The 17,709-nt window shown below is 48.1% G+C and carries 15 protein-coding genes; 1 reads left to right on the forward strand and 14 read right to left on the reverse strand.

Features of this window, described 5'->3' with window-relative positions:
- Positions 1-15: 15 nt before the first annotated feature.
- From pcrA to TES5_RS15140, 13 genes are all read right to left on the reverse strand, one after another.
- Positions 16-2,298, reverse strand: coding sequence for a DNA helicase PcrA (gene pcrA / locus TES5_RS05810; RefSeq protein WP_068560877.1), 2,283 nt, complete (start codon positions 2,296-2,298; stop codon positions 16-18).
- Between the two features lie 281 nt (positions 2,299-2,579).
- Complete coding sequence (locus TES5_RS05815) at positions 2,580-3,236, reverse strand: GntR family transcriptional regulator (RefSeq protein WP_068560879.1); 657 nt, start codon at positions 3,234-3,236, stop codon at positions 2,580-2,582.
- Positions 3,237-3,279: 43 nt separating this feature from the next.
- Positions 3,280-4,410, reverse strand: coding sequence for a 5-(carboxyamino)imidazole ribonucleotide synthase (gene purK / locus TES5_RS05820; protein WP_068560881.1), 1,131 nt, complete (start codon positions 4,408-4,410; stop codon positions 3,280-3,282).
- A 216-nt stretch (positions 4,411-4,626) separates the two neighbouring features.
- Positions 4,627-5,247 (reverse strand): glycoside hydrolase family 73 protein, encoded by a 621-nt coding sequence (locus TES5_RS05825; RefSeq protein ID WP_068560883.1) that lies wholly within the window; start codon positions 5,245-5,247, stop codon positions 4,627-4,629.
- A 36-nt stretch (positions 5,248-5,283) separates the two neighbouring features.
- Positions 5,284-6,135 carry a M15 family metallopeptidase gene (locus tag TES5_RS05830; RefSeq protein WP_083546439.1) on the reverse strand — a complete coding sequence of 284 codons (852 nt, stop codon included), beginning with the start codon at positions 6,133-6,135 and terminating at the stop codon, positions 5,284-5,286.
- Positions 6,136-6,279: 144 nt separating this feature from the next.
- Positions 6,280-6,816 (reverse strand): hypothetical protein, encoded by a 537-nt coding sequence (locus TES5_RS05835; RefSeq protein ID WP_068560885.1) that lies wholly within the window; start codon positions 6,814-6,816, stop codon positions 6,280-6,282.
- 699 nt (positions 6,817-7,515) lie between these two features.
- Positions 7,516-8,169: a CBS and ACT domain-containing protein gene (locus TES5_RS05840; RefSeq protein ID WP_068560887.1), complete on the reverse strand. Its 654-nt coding sequence runs from the start codon at positions 8,167-8,169 to the stop codon at positions 7,516-7,518.
- Between the two features lie 3 nt (positions 8,170-8,172).
- Positions 8,173-8,841, reverse strand: coding sequence for an ABC transporter ATP-binding protein (locus tag TES5_RS05845; protein WP_068561051.1), 669 nt, complete (start codon positions 8,839-8,841; stop codon positions 8,173-8,175).
- Between the two features lie 37 nt (positions 8,842-8,878).
- A complete protein-coding gene (locus TES5_RS05850) occupies positions 8,879-9,652 on the reverse strand; it encodes an ABC transporter ATP-binding protein (RefSeq protein WP_068560889.1) in 774 nt (257 codons plus the stop codon).
- Positions 9,652-10,638 (reverse strand): branched-chain amino acid ABC transporter permease, encoded by a 987-nt coding sequence (locus TES5_RS05855; protein WP_068561052.1) that lies wholly within the window; start codon positions 10,636-10,638, stop codon positions 9,652-9,654. The genes TES5_RS05850 and TES5_RS05855 overlap by 1 nt, the downstream gene beginning before the upstream one ends.
- A gap of 9 nt (positions 10,639-10,647) precedes the next feature.
- Positions 10,648-11,526, reverse strand: a complete 879-nt coding sequence (locus tag TES5_RS05860) for a branched-chain amino acid ABC transporter permease (protein WP_068560890.1) — start codon at positions 11,524-11,526, stop codon at positions 10,648-10,650.
- Between the two features lie 222 nt (positions 11,527-11,748).
- A complete protein-coding gene (locus TES5_RS05865; protein WP_068560892.1) occupies positions 11,749-12,897 on the reverse strand; it encodes an ABC transporter substrate-binding protein in 1,149 nt (382 codons plus the stop codon).
- Between the two features lie 114 nt (positions 12,898-13,011).
- Complete coding sequence (locus TES5_RS15140; RefSeq protein WP_157080387.1) at positions 13,012-13,158, reverse strand: hypothetical protein; 147 nt, start codon at positions 13,156-13,158, stop codon at positions 13,012-13,014.
- A 139-nt stretch (positions 13,159-13,297) separates the two neighbouring features.
- Between TES5_RS15140 and TES5_RS05870 the strand changes: the two genes are divergently transcribed.
- Entirely contained in the window at positions 13,298-13,807 is a 510-nt protein-coding gene (locus tag TES5_RS05870; protein ID WP_068560894.1) for an FUSC family protein, read from the forward strand.
- A 76-nt stretch (positions 13,808-13,883) separates the two neighbouring features.
- Here the strand turns inward: TES5_RS05870 and TES5_RS05875 are convergent, their stop codons facing one another.
- Positions 13,884-17,699 carry an FtsX-like permease family protein gene (locus TES5_RS05875; RefSeq protein WP_068560897.1) on the reverse strand — a complete coding sequence of 1,272 codons (3,816 nt, stop codon included), beginning with the start codon at positions 17,697-17,699 and terminating at the stop codon, positions 13,884-13,886.
- Positions 17,700-17,709: the final 10 nt, after the last annotated feature.

Below are 17,709 nucleotides of genomic sequence, written 5' to 3' on the forward strand. Positions count from 1 at the left end.
TGATCCCCTCCTAAATTATTCTTTTTCGATCGGTGCAAAAGATGCCAACAAGCGCTTGATGCCGATGTTCTTGAAGGCAATATCCAACGTCAATCCATCGCCTTCCCCGCTTGTCTGAACGACAATGCCTGTGCCCCATTTTTTGTGGCTGGCTTTGTCGCCCACAGCCCAACCTAGGCTGGCCGCACCACTTGTTCCGGTCTGCTTGACGGACTGCGTCGTTTTTTCACGCGATCCGGCCGAAAACGGCTGACTGAAGGCTTTCTCCTGACGGGTATCGCTTGCTGTTTTCCAGCGGCCGCCCGAACTTGCCGGTTTTGAAGCAAACGTGTTTGTCGTGGATCCGGAACTGTCCTCGCGGTCCAGAACGGAACCGTCCAATTCATCAAGGAAGCGCGATGCCGGATTGGACATCGTACGTCCATAAAGCATGCGGGAATAGGCATTCGTCAGGAACAGTCTTTGCTCCGCCCGTGTGATGCCGACATAGGCCAGGCGCCGTTCTTCCTCCATCTGGTCCTCATCCATGAAGGAGCGGGACGATGGGAAAATGCCGTCTTCCATCCCGATGATGAAGACGATCGGGAATTCCAATCCTTTGGCTGCGTGCATCGTCATCAGCGTCACTTCGCTCTGCGGTTCTTCCTCGATCTGATCCAAATCGGAAACCAGCGCCAAATCGGTCAGGAAGGAGGTCAGATCAAAGTCTTCTGGATTCATTTTATCGAACTCCTGGGTTACCGACAGGAATTCGTTGATGTTTTCGATCCGGGCTTCCGACTCCAGCGTCTTCTCCATTTCGAGGGCTTCCAGATAAGTCGTCTGGGAAAGCAACTCCTGGACCAATTCTGTGATCGGCAGGAATTCCTGCATTTTATGCAGATTATCCATAATAGTCGCGAATTTCTTCAATTCCTTCGCAGCTTTTCCGGATACGCTGGACATTGCCACATCATGGGCAGCCTGCAATAAGGTCAGGTCATGCATATTGGCGAATTCACGCAGCTTTTCGACACTCGCGTCACCGATGCCGCGTTTCGGCACATTCACAATCCGGCCGAAGCTCAAATCATCGGACGGATTCACGATCAAGCGCAGATAAGCCAAGATGTCTTTGATCTCTTTGCGGTCGTAGAACTTGCGTCCGCCAACCATCTTGTAAGGGATATTCGACTTCAGGAGATTCTCCTCGATGACACGCGACTGGGCGTTCGTCCGGTAGAGCACTGCGAAATCGCCGTACTGGCGTTTGTTTTCGCGGACTTCCTGTTGCATCTTCGAGATGACGTAGCGCGCTTCGTCATGTTCGGATTGGCCCCGGTAGTAAACGATATTCTCGCCGTCCGGATTATCAGTCCACAACTCTTTTTCTTTCCGATTGACGTTGTTTTGGATCACATCATTGGCTGCACGCAAGATTTTTTTGGTGGAGCGATAGTTCTGCTCCAGCAAGACCACATTTGCATCCGGATAATCCTTTTCGAAGTTGAGGATGTTCTCCATGTCAGCACCGCGCCAACCGTAGATGCTTTGGTCCGCATCGCCGACGACGCAGATGTTTTTGAATTTGTTGGCCAACAGCTGCACCAATTGGTATTGGGCGTAGTTGGTATCCTGGTATTCGTCCACATGGATGTAATGGAATTTATTTTGGTAGTAGGACAACGTTTCTGGATATTCCTGGAACAGTTTGACCGTCAGCATGATCAGGTCGTCAAAATCCATTGATTGGCTGTTTTCGAGCGCTTTTTGGTAATCTTTGTAGCATTCGTAGACGATATTATCGATGTATCCGCCGGCCAGATCGCCGAATTCCTTCGGTGTCTGCAGTTCGTTTTTCGCTTGGCTGATCCGTCCCAAAATCATACGATGATCGAATTTTTTGGCATCCAGATTCTTTTCGCGGATGATGCGTTTCATCAATGTTTCGGTTTCGCTCTGGTCGCAGATCGTGAAGGAGCGCGCATAGCCGAGCTGTTCGCTCTCTCTTCTGAGGATCCGTACGCACATGGAGTGGAAAGTGGATACCCACATGTCGTTCCCGACCGTTCCGACCAAGCGGATAACCCGCTCTTTCATTTCTTTTGCCGCTTTGTTCGTAAAGGTGATGGCTAAGATGTTCCAAGGGTTTACCGATTTTTCTTCCAGTAAATAAGCCATGCGGTGGGTCAGCACACGTGTTTTGCCGCTGCCTGCCCCCGCCATGATCAATAATGGGCCTTCTGTCGCCAAAACGGCTTCTGCTTGCCTTGGATTCATTCCTTTGATGAGGTCGTGTTTTTGTTGCACATTTGCCATCCTTTCTTTTGTTGCCTTTGTTTCGGAGAGTATATGGGTACGTTCATTTTTGTTAGGTTCAAGGCCATGGTGCAGCCTCATCGCTTCTGATTTGCATCATGGTTTAGTCTATCATTTTAGAGCGTGGCTATCAATGAATCCCCGGATATTTTAAATAGTTTTTACCCCTTGTTCCCCTTGATGCGGTTCAGGTTCATTTTCCCTATTATGCCGTCCAACAAAAAGGTCCTGCCGCTGAATCGTTTAGTTGATTCAGCGGCAGGACTTTCTTTTTAGTCAGTCTACTGCGCCAAGCTATCATTGGAGTCCTTCAAGGTTTCGAAGAAGAAGAGGAGGTATTCCCCCATCTTCTCGTAATCCTTGTCGCGCATACAAACAGCTATTTCCTTGTATAACTCGAGTAACTGCGCTTCGCTTTGGTAACGTTCTTCATCCATCAGATCAGTGTTGTCGGAATAAGTGCTATGGATGTCACGGGCCGTCGTCATGATCACTTTCTTCAGGAACTGATTTTCGCTAGGAGCGATGAACGTTTCAAAAATCCTGTACTCATTCTTGAAGTAGCCGGTCGCATCCCGATAGTCGAGGTACTCCGTTTGTTTTTCGAGGATTGTTTCAAAAAGCTGATAATCCAAAGCGATGTCGTTTTCTTTCAGATACTGCAGGTAGTTCATGATCAGGCCAGCAATCAGTTCCAGGCGTTCCAGCAAACCCTCGTTTGAAATTTTCTTCTCAGCCACGATATAGCCTTTGTAGGGAATCGATTTCACCAGGCCTTCTTCCTCCAACAACAGCAGTGCGGTACGGATCGGAGTCCGGCTCATGAACAAGGCTTCAGATATGAGTTGTTCAGTTATTTTGGTTCCCGGCGGCCAGCTGTTGCTGTCGATTTTGTCTTTAATATAGTCATATGCTTTATTGAATAGTCTATCCTCCATCGCTATACCCTTCCTTCATATCAAAGCGCGGACACCGTTCCCGTTACTCTGCAGATTCTAACAAGCCGTTTTCTTCCAGTTCGTTGATGAGGGTATCCGGGCTGTCACCCAATAAGGTGACGTGTCCCATTTTCCGTTTCGCGCGGTGTTCTTTTTTTCCATAAAAATGGAAATGCCAATCCGGTTTGGTCAGCAAGAGAATCAGCGCTTCATCAAGTTTTTCTTCCATGATATTGAACGTCACGCTAGTATCGTACAGCTGGATTTCCGGAATGGGCAGGCCGCAGATGCAGCGGACCAGGACTTCATATTGAGAGATGCTGCAGCCATCCAGCGAATAATTGCACGAATGGTGCGGGCGGACGACCAAACGGTTCACATACAGCGTTCCTGATGAAGTCATGAATGTCTCGATCGTCAAAATTCCGGTCAGATTCATGGCCTTCGCAGCCAGCTTGCCGATATGCTCCAGCTCTTTCTGAATATTTCCGCCTACGCGTGCAGGCGTGATGGTCTTCACCAGTTTTTGCTCCCGGTAGATTGTTTCCGTGACAGGGAATGACGTGAACACATTGTTCGCGTCCTGTGCGACCGTGATGGCCAGTTCCATCTCGAATGGGATCCATGCCTCCAAAATGCACGTCCCTTTTTTCAGCAAGGCTGCCGCCCTTTCAAAGTCCTCCTCACTGTACAAAAGATGCTGTACCGGTGTGGCCATTTCAATTCGGAGCGGCTTCAGCACACACGGAAAGCCGATGCTCTTGACCGCTTCTTCCATATCTTCGATGGCGGTTATCGTCGCGTAAGGCGTCACGTTGATGTTCAAGGATTCCAGAAACGCTTTTTCGATCAACCGGTCTTGGGTGATCGAAAGGCTGTCCGGATCCTGCGGTATGGCGATGTACGGATTGATTTGCGTCAACAACATCGTATCCACGGCTTCAGATTCAAAGGTAAGGACGTCCGATTTTGCCGCAAAATCCGTCAGCGCATCGAAGTCCGTATATTTCTTGGTTATCTGCCAATCCGCTATTTGCCCAGCCGGACAGGCAGGATCGGCGTCCAAGATGCCTATTTGGTAGCCCAATTTTTTGGCTTCCAAAGCAATCATACGGGCGACGTGTCCTCCGCCAATAATACCGATTGTTTTCCCGGGTAAAATTTGATTCGGCATGTGATCACACTACTCTCTTGGATTTTTCATTAAAATTCGCTAAAAAAGTCTTTACCAAACCATTTTATCACTATATTCGACGAATGTCGCCATCCAAAAACTGTCTGCTTGTCGAATTTTCTGAGGACTTCAGTATGCAGGAGCCCGAAAAACGCACAGACATAGGCTTCCCTTCTCAGAAGAGTCCAGCCTGTCCGCGCGTTTCTGTTTTCATCTTCAAATATCATATTCATAAAGCGCATGCTGTTCGATGACCGCTATCAATTTTTCGGCATAATCCGGATCAGTCGCATAACCGCAATCCTGGAGAGCCTGGGCCGCTTCCTGGTAAGTGGCTGCCTGCAGAACAGGAGCGTATTGATCTGGATCCCAAGTGGTACCGTTGACGAAAAGCAGCGCATGGTCCTGTATCGATTCTGCCCAACTGTCGTAGACCCTGAATTTCGCTTGGATGGTGATCCATTCGCCGTTGTAGTACTCACTGGTAGACAGGAGCACCGTATTTCCCGGGTTATCGCCCTTCATACCGTAAAGATTATTGTAGACTGCAGACAATTCGCTTTCCCCCCAGTCCGATTCGAGGATTGCTTGAGCGATGCTGATGCTGGCGTGGACACCGTAATTCGCTTGCATCTGCTGTGCGGCAGGGGCGATAGTACTGATGAAGTCTGTTCCCCGATTATTGCCATACTCCGTGATTTCCGGCACACTCGGGGCAAAATCGCCAATCAGTGACAGACTGGCCATAAAACTGATCAACAAGAAAAATAAAATTTTGACGGTCTTAACGGACGCTGATTGCGGTAGTTTTCGAGCCCGCTTTCTCTTTCTTGCCATATATTCCTCCGTCTGTTTGGTTATGTGCTTTACCTGTTATTGTTCGCTGTTCCCGAGCGCTTCATTATTCTTCAGGATGGCGATATACTCTTCCAATGTCAGATTGTTTTCGGTCATGTACATGGCGTTTTCGATACCTACATACCGAAAATGCCAAGGTTCAAAATGGATGCCGGTTATGGCTTCTTTTTCCTTTGGATAACGCAACACAAAACCAAATTTGGGTGCATTTTCTTTCAGCCACAGTCCCTCAGGATAATTCTCCAGATCCGGAAATAATCCTGAATTGCCTTCTTGATTGGCTAAGGCGGTCGACGTGATGTCTACTGCAAGCCCGGTTATATGTTCACTGGCATTCGGCAAGGCGATATATTCCTCTGTTTTCGTGCGTGCTTCTTCTTCCGACAAGCCCGAAGCTAGATAATTCTGATAATTGACGTCATAGTTTATTTGCTGTTGCTCGATGGAGCGATAACCTGAAATCATCGTGAAATCCATACCCGCAGCTTTCCCGGCTTCCATCAGTTGCAGATAAGGCTCTTGTATCCTGCTGTCGATCTGATAACCGCTCTCGGTCAGATACAGCTCCATCACAATTTCTTCAGCAAGCTGATTTTCTCGGTTCACCAATACCAGATTCCAATCGGCTGAGGAAGCTGCTGGTGTCACGATCACTTTGGACTCCGATTCAGCAACTATGGCTGAGGAAGAGTCTTGTGATTCTTCGGAATCGGCGCTTATTTTCGAGTACTGCTGACTGTTTGACGGTTCATCGTCATCAGTTGTGCATCCTGTGAAAAAGAGCATCGCCAGCAAGAGTCCCGCTAGGAAACGCCGTCTTTGTGCGTACCGCTCAGGCGTATGGGAGTATTTTTTTTTCGGTTCCATCTTTTTACCTCTTCTGGTCTATATTTTTTGCTATGCCTATTTTAGCACAACTCGCCGCCAATCCACACCCAAAAGTAAGCCCGGGTTAGAATCCATACGAAAAGCCAAGATAGTTTCATCTCGGCTCTCTGGTTTATATTTAACTTATTCTGTAATTTTTGGGATGGTATCCGGTGTATTTTCATTGAACCATTCAAGCAGATTGATCTTTTTCGAATCGATCTGATGACGGATGATGCTGGGCAAGCGTAGATCGATGATATCTTTGTAGCTCCAGAAATCATAGTTGCACTCGAGTCGGAGTGTCGTGATTGCCGGTTTATGGATTTCTGAATCATGGACGGTTTCATCGGTGGTGTACCATTTGAAGTCGGCCAAATCCGTCGCTATCCACTTTTTGGCGACTTGATACTTCAGGAATTGATATTCTCTTACAGGGTTCTCTGCCACCTCAGGAAGAATTTCGGCATTGCGGCAAACTTTCTGGACAAGCATCCATTCGTAATCGGTAAACAATTTGGAAATGATCTGCATGTTCTCGGGTTTTAAACCATGCTCTCCTTTTTTCCAGCGATCCCAGCTTTGCGGCGAGATCCCTAGTTGATTGGCATAAAAAGCTTTTTCACTGACATATTGCTCTTTTATCGTATACAAGACAATTGTTATTAGTGCATTATTCATTTATGTAACCTCCAATCTTTCATACTTTGATTATACACTTATTACGTGATAAAAGAAATGATTTGCTTGAAAAAAAGACACCGCTGTCTCAAAGTGTGTCCCCTCTTCGTTAGTGCGGGTCTGCTTACCGGAGGAGCGCGGGGGCATACGGGTTCAGTTCCGCTGAAGACTCCGCTCAACGGAGCAGAAGATTGTTGCACTCACCGCTCGTGATTAGCCGCAAAGAGAGTTACCTGATAAAGACAAAAAACGGGCCTATCTCGCAATGAGATAGGCCCTTGGTGCTATGATTGTGAAATTTTGATTTCCAGAGCGGGATTCATCACATCCCGTTAGTCGAGTTCTGATTCGCAGATACCACTAACGTTTCGCAAACGACTATCGTCCACAAAAGAGGTGAACGGTAGTCGTTTGCTCCAACGTACGGGTATCTAAACGCGAATCATCACATCCTATTAGTCGAGTTCTGATTCGCAGATACCACTAACGTTTCGCAAACGACTATCGTCCACAAAAGAGGTGAACGGTAGTCGTTTGCTCCAACGTACGGGTATCTAAACGCGAATCATCACATCCTATTAGTTGAGTTCTGAATCCCAGAAATCTCCGCCTAAGCTGAAATCCACCTCTCAACCAAGACCGGGTCACGAGGTGGATTTCTTCTTAGTGCTCGATTTCTAGAGCGGGATTCATCACATCCTACACTCTTTCTGGTTTGTAGATGATGGATCCGATTTCGTAGCCGTGTTCTTCGAGTCTGGCGCGGACGCCTTCGACGTCTTTGCTTTCCAATTGGAGAACGACTTGGACAAAGCCCATTTTGCGGTACGTCGCGATCTGTTGGATGTTGATGTTCTCGTCTGAGAAGATATCCGTCAGGTCTTCGAGCACCCCTTTTTTGTCTTCATGGATATTGACGACAACGCGGACACCGGGAGTATAATAGCCCAGCACATCGATGAAGGCAGAGAAGATATCCTTTTCGGTGATGATGCCGATCAGACGGTTGCCTGGCTCAACTACCGGCAGAACACTGATGCCATTTTCACGCATCGTTACGGCCGCTTCTTCCAAAAGGGCTTCTTTGTTGATGGTCACGACGCGTTTTTCCATGATGTCGGACACTGTCGTTTTGTTCAGCAGGTAGTTGACTTCATGCATATCCAGGCTGGTCATGCTGGAAGGGGTGTTGCGTTCGATGATGCCTTCCGTGATCAATCCTACGATAGTCTCGCCTTGAACGACCGGCAGACGGTGGATCTTGTGCTCTTTCATCAAATCCAAAGCTTCGATGATTTTTGTTGAAGGTTGAATCGTTACTAAATCCGTTGACATATAGCTTTGTACATCCATTTTTTAGCCTCCTAAGTAAGCTTTCTGAACTTCGTCACTTGCTAATAATTCTTCCCCGGTTCCGGTCAATACGATATTTCCCGTTTCCAATACATACCCGCGATTTGCAATCTTCAAAGCAACGTTGGCATTTTGCTCGATCAAAAGGATCGTTGTGCCTTGTTTCTGGATGTCCTGGATGATGTGGAAGATTTCCTTGATGAAAATAGGCGCCAATCCCATTGAAGGCTCATCCAAAAGCAAAAGCTTCGGCTTCGTCATCAAAGCGCGGCCCATTGCCAACATCTGTTGTTCCCCGCCGGACAAAGTGGCTGCATCCTGATTTTTTCTTTCGCGCAGAATCGGGAAACGTTCGAATACCGCTTCCAGATCACCAGCAAGGTTCTGTTTGTCTTTGCGGGTGAAACTTCCCAGATCAAGGTTTTCCTGAACCGTCAAGCCTTTGAAAACATGGCGGCCTTCCGGAACTTGGGCAATCCCTTGCTCGACGATTTTTCGGGTAGCCACAGTATGGATCGGTTTGCCCAAATACTCGATTTCGCCTGAAGATGGCTTTACCAGCCCGGAAATCGTCCGCAAAATGGTTGACTTCCCTGCTCCGTTGGCTCCGATCAACGTAACGATTTCGCCTTCATTCACTTCAAAGCTGATATCTTTGATGGCTTGGATCATGCCATAATGTACAGATAGATTTTTTACTTTCAGCACGTTAGTCGCCTCCTAGATAAGCCTTGATTACGGCTGGATTTTTTTGAATTTCTTCCGGCGTTCCTTTGGCAAGCAGACGGCCGTATTCCAACACATAGATTCTTTCGCACACATTCATGACCAAGGACATATCATGCTCGATCAGAACGACAGTGATTTTGAAATCTTTCTGTATTTTGCGGATCAGCGCGGTCAATTCGGCAGTCTCTTGTGGATTCATACCGGCTGCCGGCTCATCCAAAAAGAGGATTTTTGGATCCGTCGCCAAGGCGCGGACGATTTCCAATCGACGTTGCTCGCCGTAAGGAAGATTTTTCGCCAGAACATCATATTTCTTTTCCAGTTCGAAAATGGCCAACAATTCCAAAGCTTTTTCACGCATTTCGGCTTCCTTGCGGTAGTAGGTCGGCGTGCGCAGCAAGCTGTGGAACGTACTCTCGCCCATCGTGCTGTGCATCGCGATCAATACATTATCGATAACCGTCAGTTCCTTGAAGAGACGGATATTCTGGAATGTACGCGCTAAGCCAAGGTCCGTAATTTTGTAAGGCGCTTTTCCGTTCAACAACACTTTTTTGTTGTCGATCTCCAATTCGATCGTTCCTTCTGTCGGAACGTATACGCCTGTCAGCAGATTGAAGAAGGTCGTTTTACCAGCGCCATTGGGGCCAATCAGACCGACCAATTCATTTTCTTCGATCGCAAAATCGACATTGGATACAGCGGCCAAACCGCCGAAGTTTTTGGTCAATTCTTTTACTTCTAATAGGCTCATTATTGGACCTCCTTCTTAGCAGTATCTTTTTTCGCGAAATGCTTCATCAAACTTGACATCGTAAATTCGCGGTTGCCCAACAATCCGCCTGGACGGAATACCATGATGGCGATGATGGCAAGCGAGTAGAAGATCATCCGCAGCTCTCCGAACGATTGCAGATACGTATTCAGGACACCCAACACAACCGCCGCAACGATCGTGCCTGTTACGCTGCCGATACCGCCGAACACGACAATGATCAGCACATCGATAGATTTCTGGAAAGTGAAATCGCCAGGCGTGATTACGCTGAAGTATGTGCCGTACAAAGAACCTGCGATACTGGCAGTTGCCGCACCGATCATAAAGGCGATGACTTTGTAAGTCGTTGCGTTGACACCCATCGATTCAGCCGCAATCTCATCTTCACGGATGGCAATGGTCGCACGCCCCGGACTGCTGTGGATGTAGTTGATGGTGATGATGCTCGTTACGATCACAATAAGGAACAGGACCATAATAAAACTCATATTTGATTCAAACGGGAAAGAGATGCCACTGATTCCGCGTGCGCCGTTCGTAAGATCGCCCATGTTCAGAATCAGGATGCGGATGATTTCCGCAACTCCTAAAGTCGCAATCGCTAAGTAGTCGCCTTTCAGACGGAGGGTTGGGATTCCGACGATCAAGGCCACGATGATGGAGATGATCATGCCCACCAGCAAACCGACAAAGAAACCGGCCAAGCCTTCCATCATGTCTCCAATAATAGCTCCACTGTAGGCGCCGATTGCCATAAACCCGGCATGTCCCAGAGAGAACTGACCGGAAAAGCCGATGACCAGATTCAGCCCGATCGCCAGGATGATGTTGATCATGATGGTCACTAAAGTAATTTGGTAGAAGGGAGAAATGATGTTTGTGCTGACGCCGATGAACAGGACGGCAGCCATCAAAGCGATAAGAATGAGCCAACCTAGATTTGTTTTGTTCAATTGTTTCATCATTATCACCTACACTTTCTCTTTTGTATTTTTTCCGAAGATTCCGGAAGGTTTTACGATCAGGATGATGATCAGGATCAAGTACACGACCGCATCTTTGAACATCGATCCGCCATAAGCACTGACCAGCGTCTCGATGATGCCGATAACGTAGCCGCCGACCATGGCGCCGGGGATGATGCCGATACCGCCGAATACTGCGGCAACGAAGGCTTTCAGCCCCGGCGTCACTCCCATCAATGGCGAAATCGAATTATAGTAGATACCGACCAATACCCCTGCCGCTCCGGCTAAGGAGGAACCCAGAACGAACGTAAAGGAAATCACGTTATCCACGTTGATCCCCATCAATTGTGCCGCTTCAGGATCGGTACTGACCGCCCGCATGGCTTTCCCCATCTTTGTGTACTTTACGATGACCTGCAAAGCGATCATCAAGATGACTGTCGTCAGGAAAATCAGGATCTGTTGCGAGTTGATGGTCACCCCGCCGAATGTCCAATTGCGGACTATCAAGGCTGTCGGGAAGGCCTTCACTTCAGGCCCCATTATATAGATCATGACATTTTGCAATAAATAAGAAACCCCGATGGCTGTAATCAGCGTCGCTACCCTTGTTGCGCCCCGCAATGGTTTGTAGGCGATTTTCTCGATGACCACCCCTAAAATGGCACAAAAAAGCATTGAAATCAGAATGGATGGGAAAAGGCCGAGGCCGACGTTTTGAATCAAAGCATATCCAAGGTACGCACCCACCATGTAAATGTCCCCGTGGGCAAAGTTAATCAATTTGATGACACCGTATACCATGGTGTACCCTAGCGCAATCAGGGCGTAGATACTTCCCAACGATATACCGTTTATCAGCTGTTGAACTAAATTTTCCATTTTACACCTCTCTTTTCTTCTGCTGGACAGAAGTCTTTTATTTATTATACTGCATTGTTCGGATATAGTTTACTATTATTCACGCACGATGAGGGATTACTTTACGATGAGGTAAAACATAAAGAAAGGTGCTAAGCAAATTCTGCCAGCACCTCATTGTGTTACTTTGGAATCAAACGGTCTATTCAGGTTTCAATGCCACAATCTCGCGCACCAGTGTTTTTATTTAGCTGGTTCCACAATAGAATTGCCGACTTCTACACCATCTTGCAATTCGATTACGAAAGCGGATTTGATGGGGTTGTGGTTCTCATCAAATGAGAAGGTACCCGTTACGCCTTCGAAATCTTCAGTTGCCGCTAAAGCATCTGTGATTGCTTGAGGATCTGTGCTGTCAGCATTCGCAATTGCATCGAATACCAATTGCGCAGCATCGTAAGCCAAAGCTGCGAATGAATCTGCAGGCTTGCCGTACTCTGCTTCAAAAGCAGCCAAGAATTCCTGTACTTTAGGCTCTTCACTGTTTGGAGTGAAGTGACTAGCATAGAATACATTATCCATGTTATCGGCACCTGCCAATTCAACCAAAGTTGAGTTAGCGAAACCATCCGGTCCTAAAATAGGTTGTACAATTCCCATTTCGCGGGCTTGTTTGATGATCAATCCGCCCTCTTCATAGTATCCAGGCAGGAAGATGACATCATAGTCCAGATTTGCGATATTCGTCAGTATTGCTTTGAAGTCTGTATCGCCGGCTGTGAAGTTTTCTTCCGCTACGATGTCTCCAGTGAATGTTTCTTTGAACGCATCAGCCAAGCCGATCGCGTAGTCAGTCGAATTATCCACTAAGATGACAGCTTTTGTAGCTTGCAGGTCTGTTTGAGCGAATTCTGCCAAAGCTTTACCTTGGAAAGAATCCTGGAAACATACGCGGAATACGTATTCCAGAACGGAATCGCCATCCATCGTTACGCCATCGCCTGTAGCAGCCGGAAGGATTGCTGGCACTTTTGCTCTTGTGACTGCTGGAGATTGTGCATTCGCTGCACCCGTTGTAGCAGGTCCTAAGATTGCGACAACATTATCTTCGGTAGCTAAACGAGTCGCAACCGATGTGGATTCTGAAGGCTCAGATTTATTATCGTAAGATACGTACTCAATCTCTTTACCCAATAAGCCATCTGCAGCGTTCTGTTCTGCAACCGCCATTTTGATTCCTTCGTCCATCAGCGTGCCGTATGCACTCGCACCGCCTGATAATTCGAAGTTACCACCCAATTTGATTGTATCGCTCTCTTCTGTCGTTGCGCCATTGCCGCATGCTGCAAGTACGAATACAGATGCTAGACCCATCAAAAATTTCTTTTTCATCTAAATAATCCTCCCCATCTCACTATATATTCATAATTCGTTGCAATTTCAAAGAAAAGGCCCTCATCCTTCTCCTTAAAATTTAATGTCATTAGTATAGAATATTCTGACAATTTAAGCAACCCAAATTTGGACTTTTTTGGCAAAAAGCGAATGTTCTTTTTTCACCCTACCTGAAAAAGCCGCCGTTGCAACAATTCCAATAAAATGACTTGTCCAAAAAAGGACATTTCTCATCCAAAAATAGCCTTTTTTTCTCATTTTTCGAAAAGCTACTCTGAACAATGAAGTAAATGCAAGTGTATTATTTGCACAATAATGTGAAAATGCCTTGATAAAAATCAAAAAATGCTTATGATTGAGATATTATTTCATTTCGAGAGGAAGTATCGTACTTACTATGATTCATTTGGATAAGGAGAAATTCCGCGTAGGCATGCGTACGACCAAATCCGGCGTTGCTGTCGGCTTTTGTGTGCTGCTGTTCAAATTATTGGACCGAGGTTCGCCTATGTTGGCCGGCTTGGCGGCAGTCTTTGCTTTGCGTGAAGATTGCTCCCAATCACTGCATCATGGCATCCGCCGTGTCGGAGGTAATACTGTCGCCGGTGTCTTGGGGGTAACCTTGATCGCAGTCAAAGATTTCCTCGGACTGGATTTTTCTGTGGATTTCTTCGGTACGATCATCGCCATCATCATCCTGATCACAGTCTGCAACGTCCTGGACATGTCCACAGCTATCGTCGGAGCCACCGCGACTTTTCTTGTCGTTTTCTACAACATAGACGATGCAGAGAAAATCACCTATGCCATCCAAAGGGTACTGGATACCGTCATCGGCACTTCCATCGCCATCGGAGTCAACTACCTATTGCCTGGTTCACCTCAAACACCAGCCGATAATCGATAATTGTTGATGTCTCTAAAGAAGAAAAACGCGCAAGCGGCCTATTTGATGGCTCTTGCGCGTTTTTCTATTCTTACTTTTATTCAACTGACTTGAGTGCTTCGATCATGTCCACTTGTTTCAGTTTGCGGTGCATAATCAACATGACAACACTTGAGAACAACAACGAAAGTAAACCTGCATACAGGTAGCTGATCGGCATAATGGTCGGTGGGAACATCATGAAGTCAATTTCCACCATTTTAAGAACGACTGTACTCAAAATTTTTCCGAGGACAAAACCGAACAAAATACCCAACAAAGTTAAGACCAATGACTCTCTGTAGATGTACATGCTCACTTCCACATCATAGAACCCCAAAACTTTAATTGTCGACAGTTCTCTGATCCGCTCCGAAACATTGATGTTCGTCAGGCTGTACAGCACAACGAAAGCCAATGAGGCTGCCGACACAATCAATACCAATGTGACGACATCCAGGCTCCCTAAGGTTTCAGCGAAGCTACGATCGACGGAATTAATGAATGTCACCAGCGCCACCGCCTGTTCTCCCATCACTTCAGATCCGAAGCTCCGTTCCCAACTTTCCGGTTCGTCAAACAGCAAAAGATCGGTTGTCGGTTCCGCAGCTTGGATAAAAATCTCTTCATAAAGGGATGGCGTCAAGTAAATGTAATGGTTGACGTAGTTCTCGGTGACAGCCTGGATCGAAATCTGATAGGTCTGCATTTCATCATTGCGGATTTCGATGCTGTCGCCCGGTCCGACGTCTGCCAGGTTCGCTAATTTTTCCGAAATGACGGCTCCCTCATCCGTCAACGCGATCGGTTCTTGGGTTATACGATCGCGTAAGCTGACAAAATCCGGGAGATTTTCGCTTTCCAGCGGCGCAAAGACCGTGACGTTCTGCAGGTTTACCCCTTTTTTATCCAGTTTGTAGCTTTCTTGCACTACCTTGAGATGATCCGTTATTTCAGGAGTTGCAGCGACCAGTTCATCATAGGAGGCGATTTCTTCTGCGCTCGCTTCCGGACGCATCGCCGTGATTGCGTTATAGCGCATCACATCGTTGAACTGGGTATCCGCCAATCCGGAGATGGAATTTTTGATACCGTATCCGGTCAATATCAAGGCGGTACAGCCGGCAACGCCCAAGATCGTCATCATGTTGCGCGCTTTGTAGCGCATCAAATTACGTACCGTAATCTTCGAGTTGAAGCTGAGACGGTCCCAAATGAACGTCACGCGTTCCAAAAGCACACGTTTGCCATTCTTCGGCGCTTTCGGACGCATCATCATAGCCGGGTTTTCCCGCAACGAGGCATGTGCCGCCCACGCAGCCGGTCCGATGGTGCACAGCAGCGCGATAGCAATGGAAATCAGTGCATAGGACAAGTAGTAGGTAATCTTTACGGAAGGCAGACTGTACATGGATCCATAGGCATCAAAGATGACCGCAGGGAAAATATTGTATCCGGCCACCAAACCGAGTGAGGTCCCTACGATGCAGGCGATCGCTGCATAGATCAGATATTTTTTGGCGATATCGAAATCACTGTAACCGAGGCCTTTCAGCGTCCCCATCTGCTGGCGCTGCTCATCCACCATCCGGGCCATCGTTGTGAAACTCACCAAAGCCGCAATCAGGAAGAAAAACACCGGGAAAATCTCTGCGATGGCCGAGATGCGGTCCGCATTGTCGCGGTATTCCTGGTAACCAGGGTTCCCGGACCGATCCGTCACGTAGTAGACCGGCTCAATCAGATCGGCCAAGGCTTGCTTCGCTTCTGCGACCTGACGTTCCCCGTCGGCTATTTCGATTTCTGCATCGACGCGTTCGGCTGTAAAAGTGACCAAACCTTCCTGATAAGCCGCTTCGCCCTGCTGGATTTCCTGCCAAGCTTCCCCGAGGGCCTGTTCACCGCTCACGCGTTGACTTTCCAACTCTGACCAACCATTATTGATCTGTATCTGGCCATCCTCCAGTTGCGAGAAGGCCGATGCCAATTCCAATCGACCATTCTCCAACGCAATCCCTTGTTCAGCAAATTGAGCGTCAGCAGCTGCGATTTGGGCTTCGGCATCTGCCATGAATGCCGCAATCTTTTCTTCCAGCAGTTGCTGTTGATCCAGCAACGCTTCCCCTCTGGCGGCTAATTCGTTGCCGGCCGACTCAAGAAGGCGCTGTTCCTCCAGGAGGGCGGCCTCTTCACTGGCTCGTTCTGCCTGGAAAGCAGCGGCTGCGGCGGTCAAGGCTTCTTGGCGGCTGGACAAGGAGGCACCCTCTTGCTCCAGCTCACTTTGGCGGACAGTCAATTCCGTTTCGGCTTGCGCCAGCGCGGCCCGTTCCGCATCCAAAGCTGCCTGCTCTTCATCCAGAGCAGCTAAGCGTTCTGCCACACTCAGATCTGTCTCCGGATCCAAACCCGCCAAAGCTGCCCTTTCAGTATCGATAGCGGCTTGTCGTGCGGAGAATTCCGCTTGCTTGATTGCTTTTTCCGTTTGGAAAGCTGTCATGTCAGCAGTGAAAATGGTCAGCTCTTTTTGGTAGGCTGCTGCATCCGCCTCCAGACTCGTCTGCTCCGCCAAGAGCTGCTCACCTTTTGACGCTAAGGCGGCTGCCCGTTCCTGCAACTCTTCCGCTTTCACTTCCAGCGCAGTTTGGGTCGCTTCAACTTCAGCCTGCCCGTCGAGCAGCATTTGCGCCAGTTCAGCGATTTCGCGGCCTTCAGGCATATCAGGAAGACTCGCCAATAATTCGTCCAATGAAGCCTCCGAACCGGTTTGCTCTTGTAGGGAGTCTTTCTGCTCTTCCCAAGCAGCCTTTGCTTCATCGTAGAGCGCTTTATTTTCCAGATAGGTCGCCAGGCCTGCTCGGTACTCCGCCATGCCCGCATCGATTTCAGCTTGGCTTGCAGTCAAAGTGCTCTCGGCTTGGGCGATTTCGTCCAGAAACAACTGGCGATTCTCCTCATAGAGTGCTGTGCCGTCATCCAATTGTTGGCGGGCATCCTGCAGTTCCTGCTCGGCTTCCGCAAGTTTGTCTTTGCCCTCCTGCAGTTCATCTTCCGCATCTCTGATCTTCCGTTGACCCTCCGCACGGATTTCATTGATGCGCTCCAACGGTCTCCCGTTCAAAGCAAGCTCCACTTCATCGGCCAAACTGTCCACCTGTTCATCATAGGCGTCCGTGTATCCTGTTTCCGCCACAGTCGGAGCCATCGTCAGATAAGCTTCCGTATAGATGCTGCCGAGAATATCCGATTCGGGTACGACAACGAAAGCATCCAGGCTGCCCTTCCCGACATTGGTGGAACCACGCATTATCGTTTCGATGTACATCGGCGAATCAACGAAGCCGACGACCGTGTATTCTTGTTCCTTCAAGGAGATGCGGTTTTCTTTTTCTTCATCACTAAGGTCTTCGTCGGACTCATGGCGGAAAGTGATGGTATCGCCGATCTGATAAGTACTGCTCAGATTCTGTTTCGCATCCAAGGCGACTTCACCGCTTGTTTCCGGCAGTCTGCCGTCTACTAGCGCATATGCGTTGACCGGATCCGCACCGCTTTGCAGCGGGAATACTTTTACGAGAAAGTCACTGCCTTCCATTTCGATGTCCACTGTCCGCATCGGATGGACAGACAGATCGGCCGTTTCATCCAAAATGGCGATGTCCGCTTCTTCCAATCCGTAGGTAGACAAAACTTTCAGGTCATACAGGTTATTGTCTTCATAATATTGGTTGGCGGTGTCCAGCATATCCGGCCCTGCCGCTTTGATGCCGGCAAAGAAAGCCACTCCCAACGTGATGATGGCCAACAAAGCGAGGAAACGTGCCTTACTTTTGCCAATCTCTATCCAGATGTCTTTCCATAGCGCCTTCTTCTTCATCGTCTTCTCC

The organism is Trichococcus sp. ES5, from assembly GCF_900067165.1.
Lineage (GTDB): Bacteria > Bacillota > Bacilli > Lactobacillales > Aerococcaceae > Trichococcus > Trichococcus flocculiformis.

Excerpts from the sequence above, each read along its gene's own strand:
- pcrA (WP_068560877.1), bottom strand. The coding sequence starts at position 2,298 with ATGGCAAATGTGCAACAAAAACACGACCTCATCAAAGGAATGAATCCA.
- TES5_RS05815 (WP_068560879.1), bottom strand. The coding sequence starts at position 3,236 with ATGGAGGATAGACTATTCAATAAAGCATATGACTATATTAAAGACAAA.
- purK (WP_068560881.1), bottom strand. The coding sequence starts at position 4,410 with ATGCCGAATCAAATTTTACCCGGGAAAACAATCGGTATTATTGGCGGA.
- TES5_RS05825 (WP_068560883.1), bottom strand. The coding sequence starts at position 5,247 with ATGGCAAGAAAGAGAAAGCGGGCTCGAAAACTACCGCAATCAGCGTCC.
- TES5_RS05830 (WP_083546439.1), bottom strand. The coding sequence starts at position 6,135 with ATGGAACCGAAAAAAAAATACTCCCATACGCCTGAGCGGTACGCACAA.
- TES5_RS05835 (WP_068560885.1), bottom strand. The coding sequence starts at position 6,816 with ATGAATAATGCACTAATAACAATTGTCTTGTATACGATAAAAGAGCAA.
- TES5_RS05840 (WP_068560887.1), bottom strand. The coding sequence starts at position 8,169 with ATGGATGTACAAAGCTATATGTCAACGGATTTAGTAACGATTCAACCT.
- TES5_RS05845 (WP_068561051.1), bottom strand. The coding sequence starts at position 8,841 with ATGATCCAAGCCATCAAAGATATCAGCTTTGAAGTGAATGAAGGCGAA.
- TES5_RS05850 (WP_068560889.1), bottom strand. The coding sequence starts at position 9,652 with ATGAGCCTATTAGAAGTAAAAGAATTGACCAAAAACTTCGGCGGTTTG.
- TES5_RS05855 (WP_068561052.1), bottom strand. The coding sequence starts at position 10,638 with ATGAAACAATTGAACAAAACAAATCTAGGTTGGCTCATTCTTATCGCT.
- TES5_RS05860 (WP_068560890.1), bottom strand. The coding sequence starts at position 11,526 with ATGGAAAATTTAGTTCAACAGCTGATAAACGGTATATCGTTGGGAAGT.
- TES5_RS05865 (WP_068560892.1), bottom strand. The coding sequence starts at position 12,897 with ATGAAAAAGAAATTTTTGATGGGTCTAGCATCTGTATTCGTACTTGCA.
- TES5_RS15140 (WP_157080387.1), bottom strand. The coding sequence starts at position 13,158 with ATGAGAAAAAAAGGCTATTTTTGGATGAGAAATGTCCTTTTTTGGACA.
- TES5_RS05870 (WP_068560894.1), top strand. The coding sequence starts at position 13,298 with ATGATTCATTTGGATAAGGAGAAATTCCGCGTAGGCATGCGTACGACC.
- TES5_RS05875 (WP_068560897.1), bottom strand. The coding sequence starts at position 17,699 with ATGAAGAAGAAGGCGCTATGGAAAGACATCTGGATAGAGATTGGCAAA.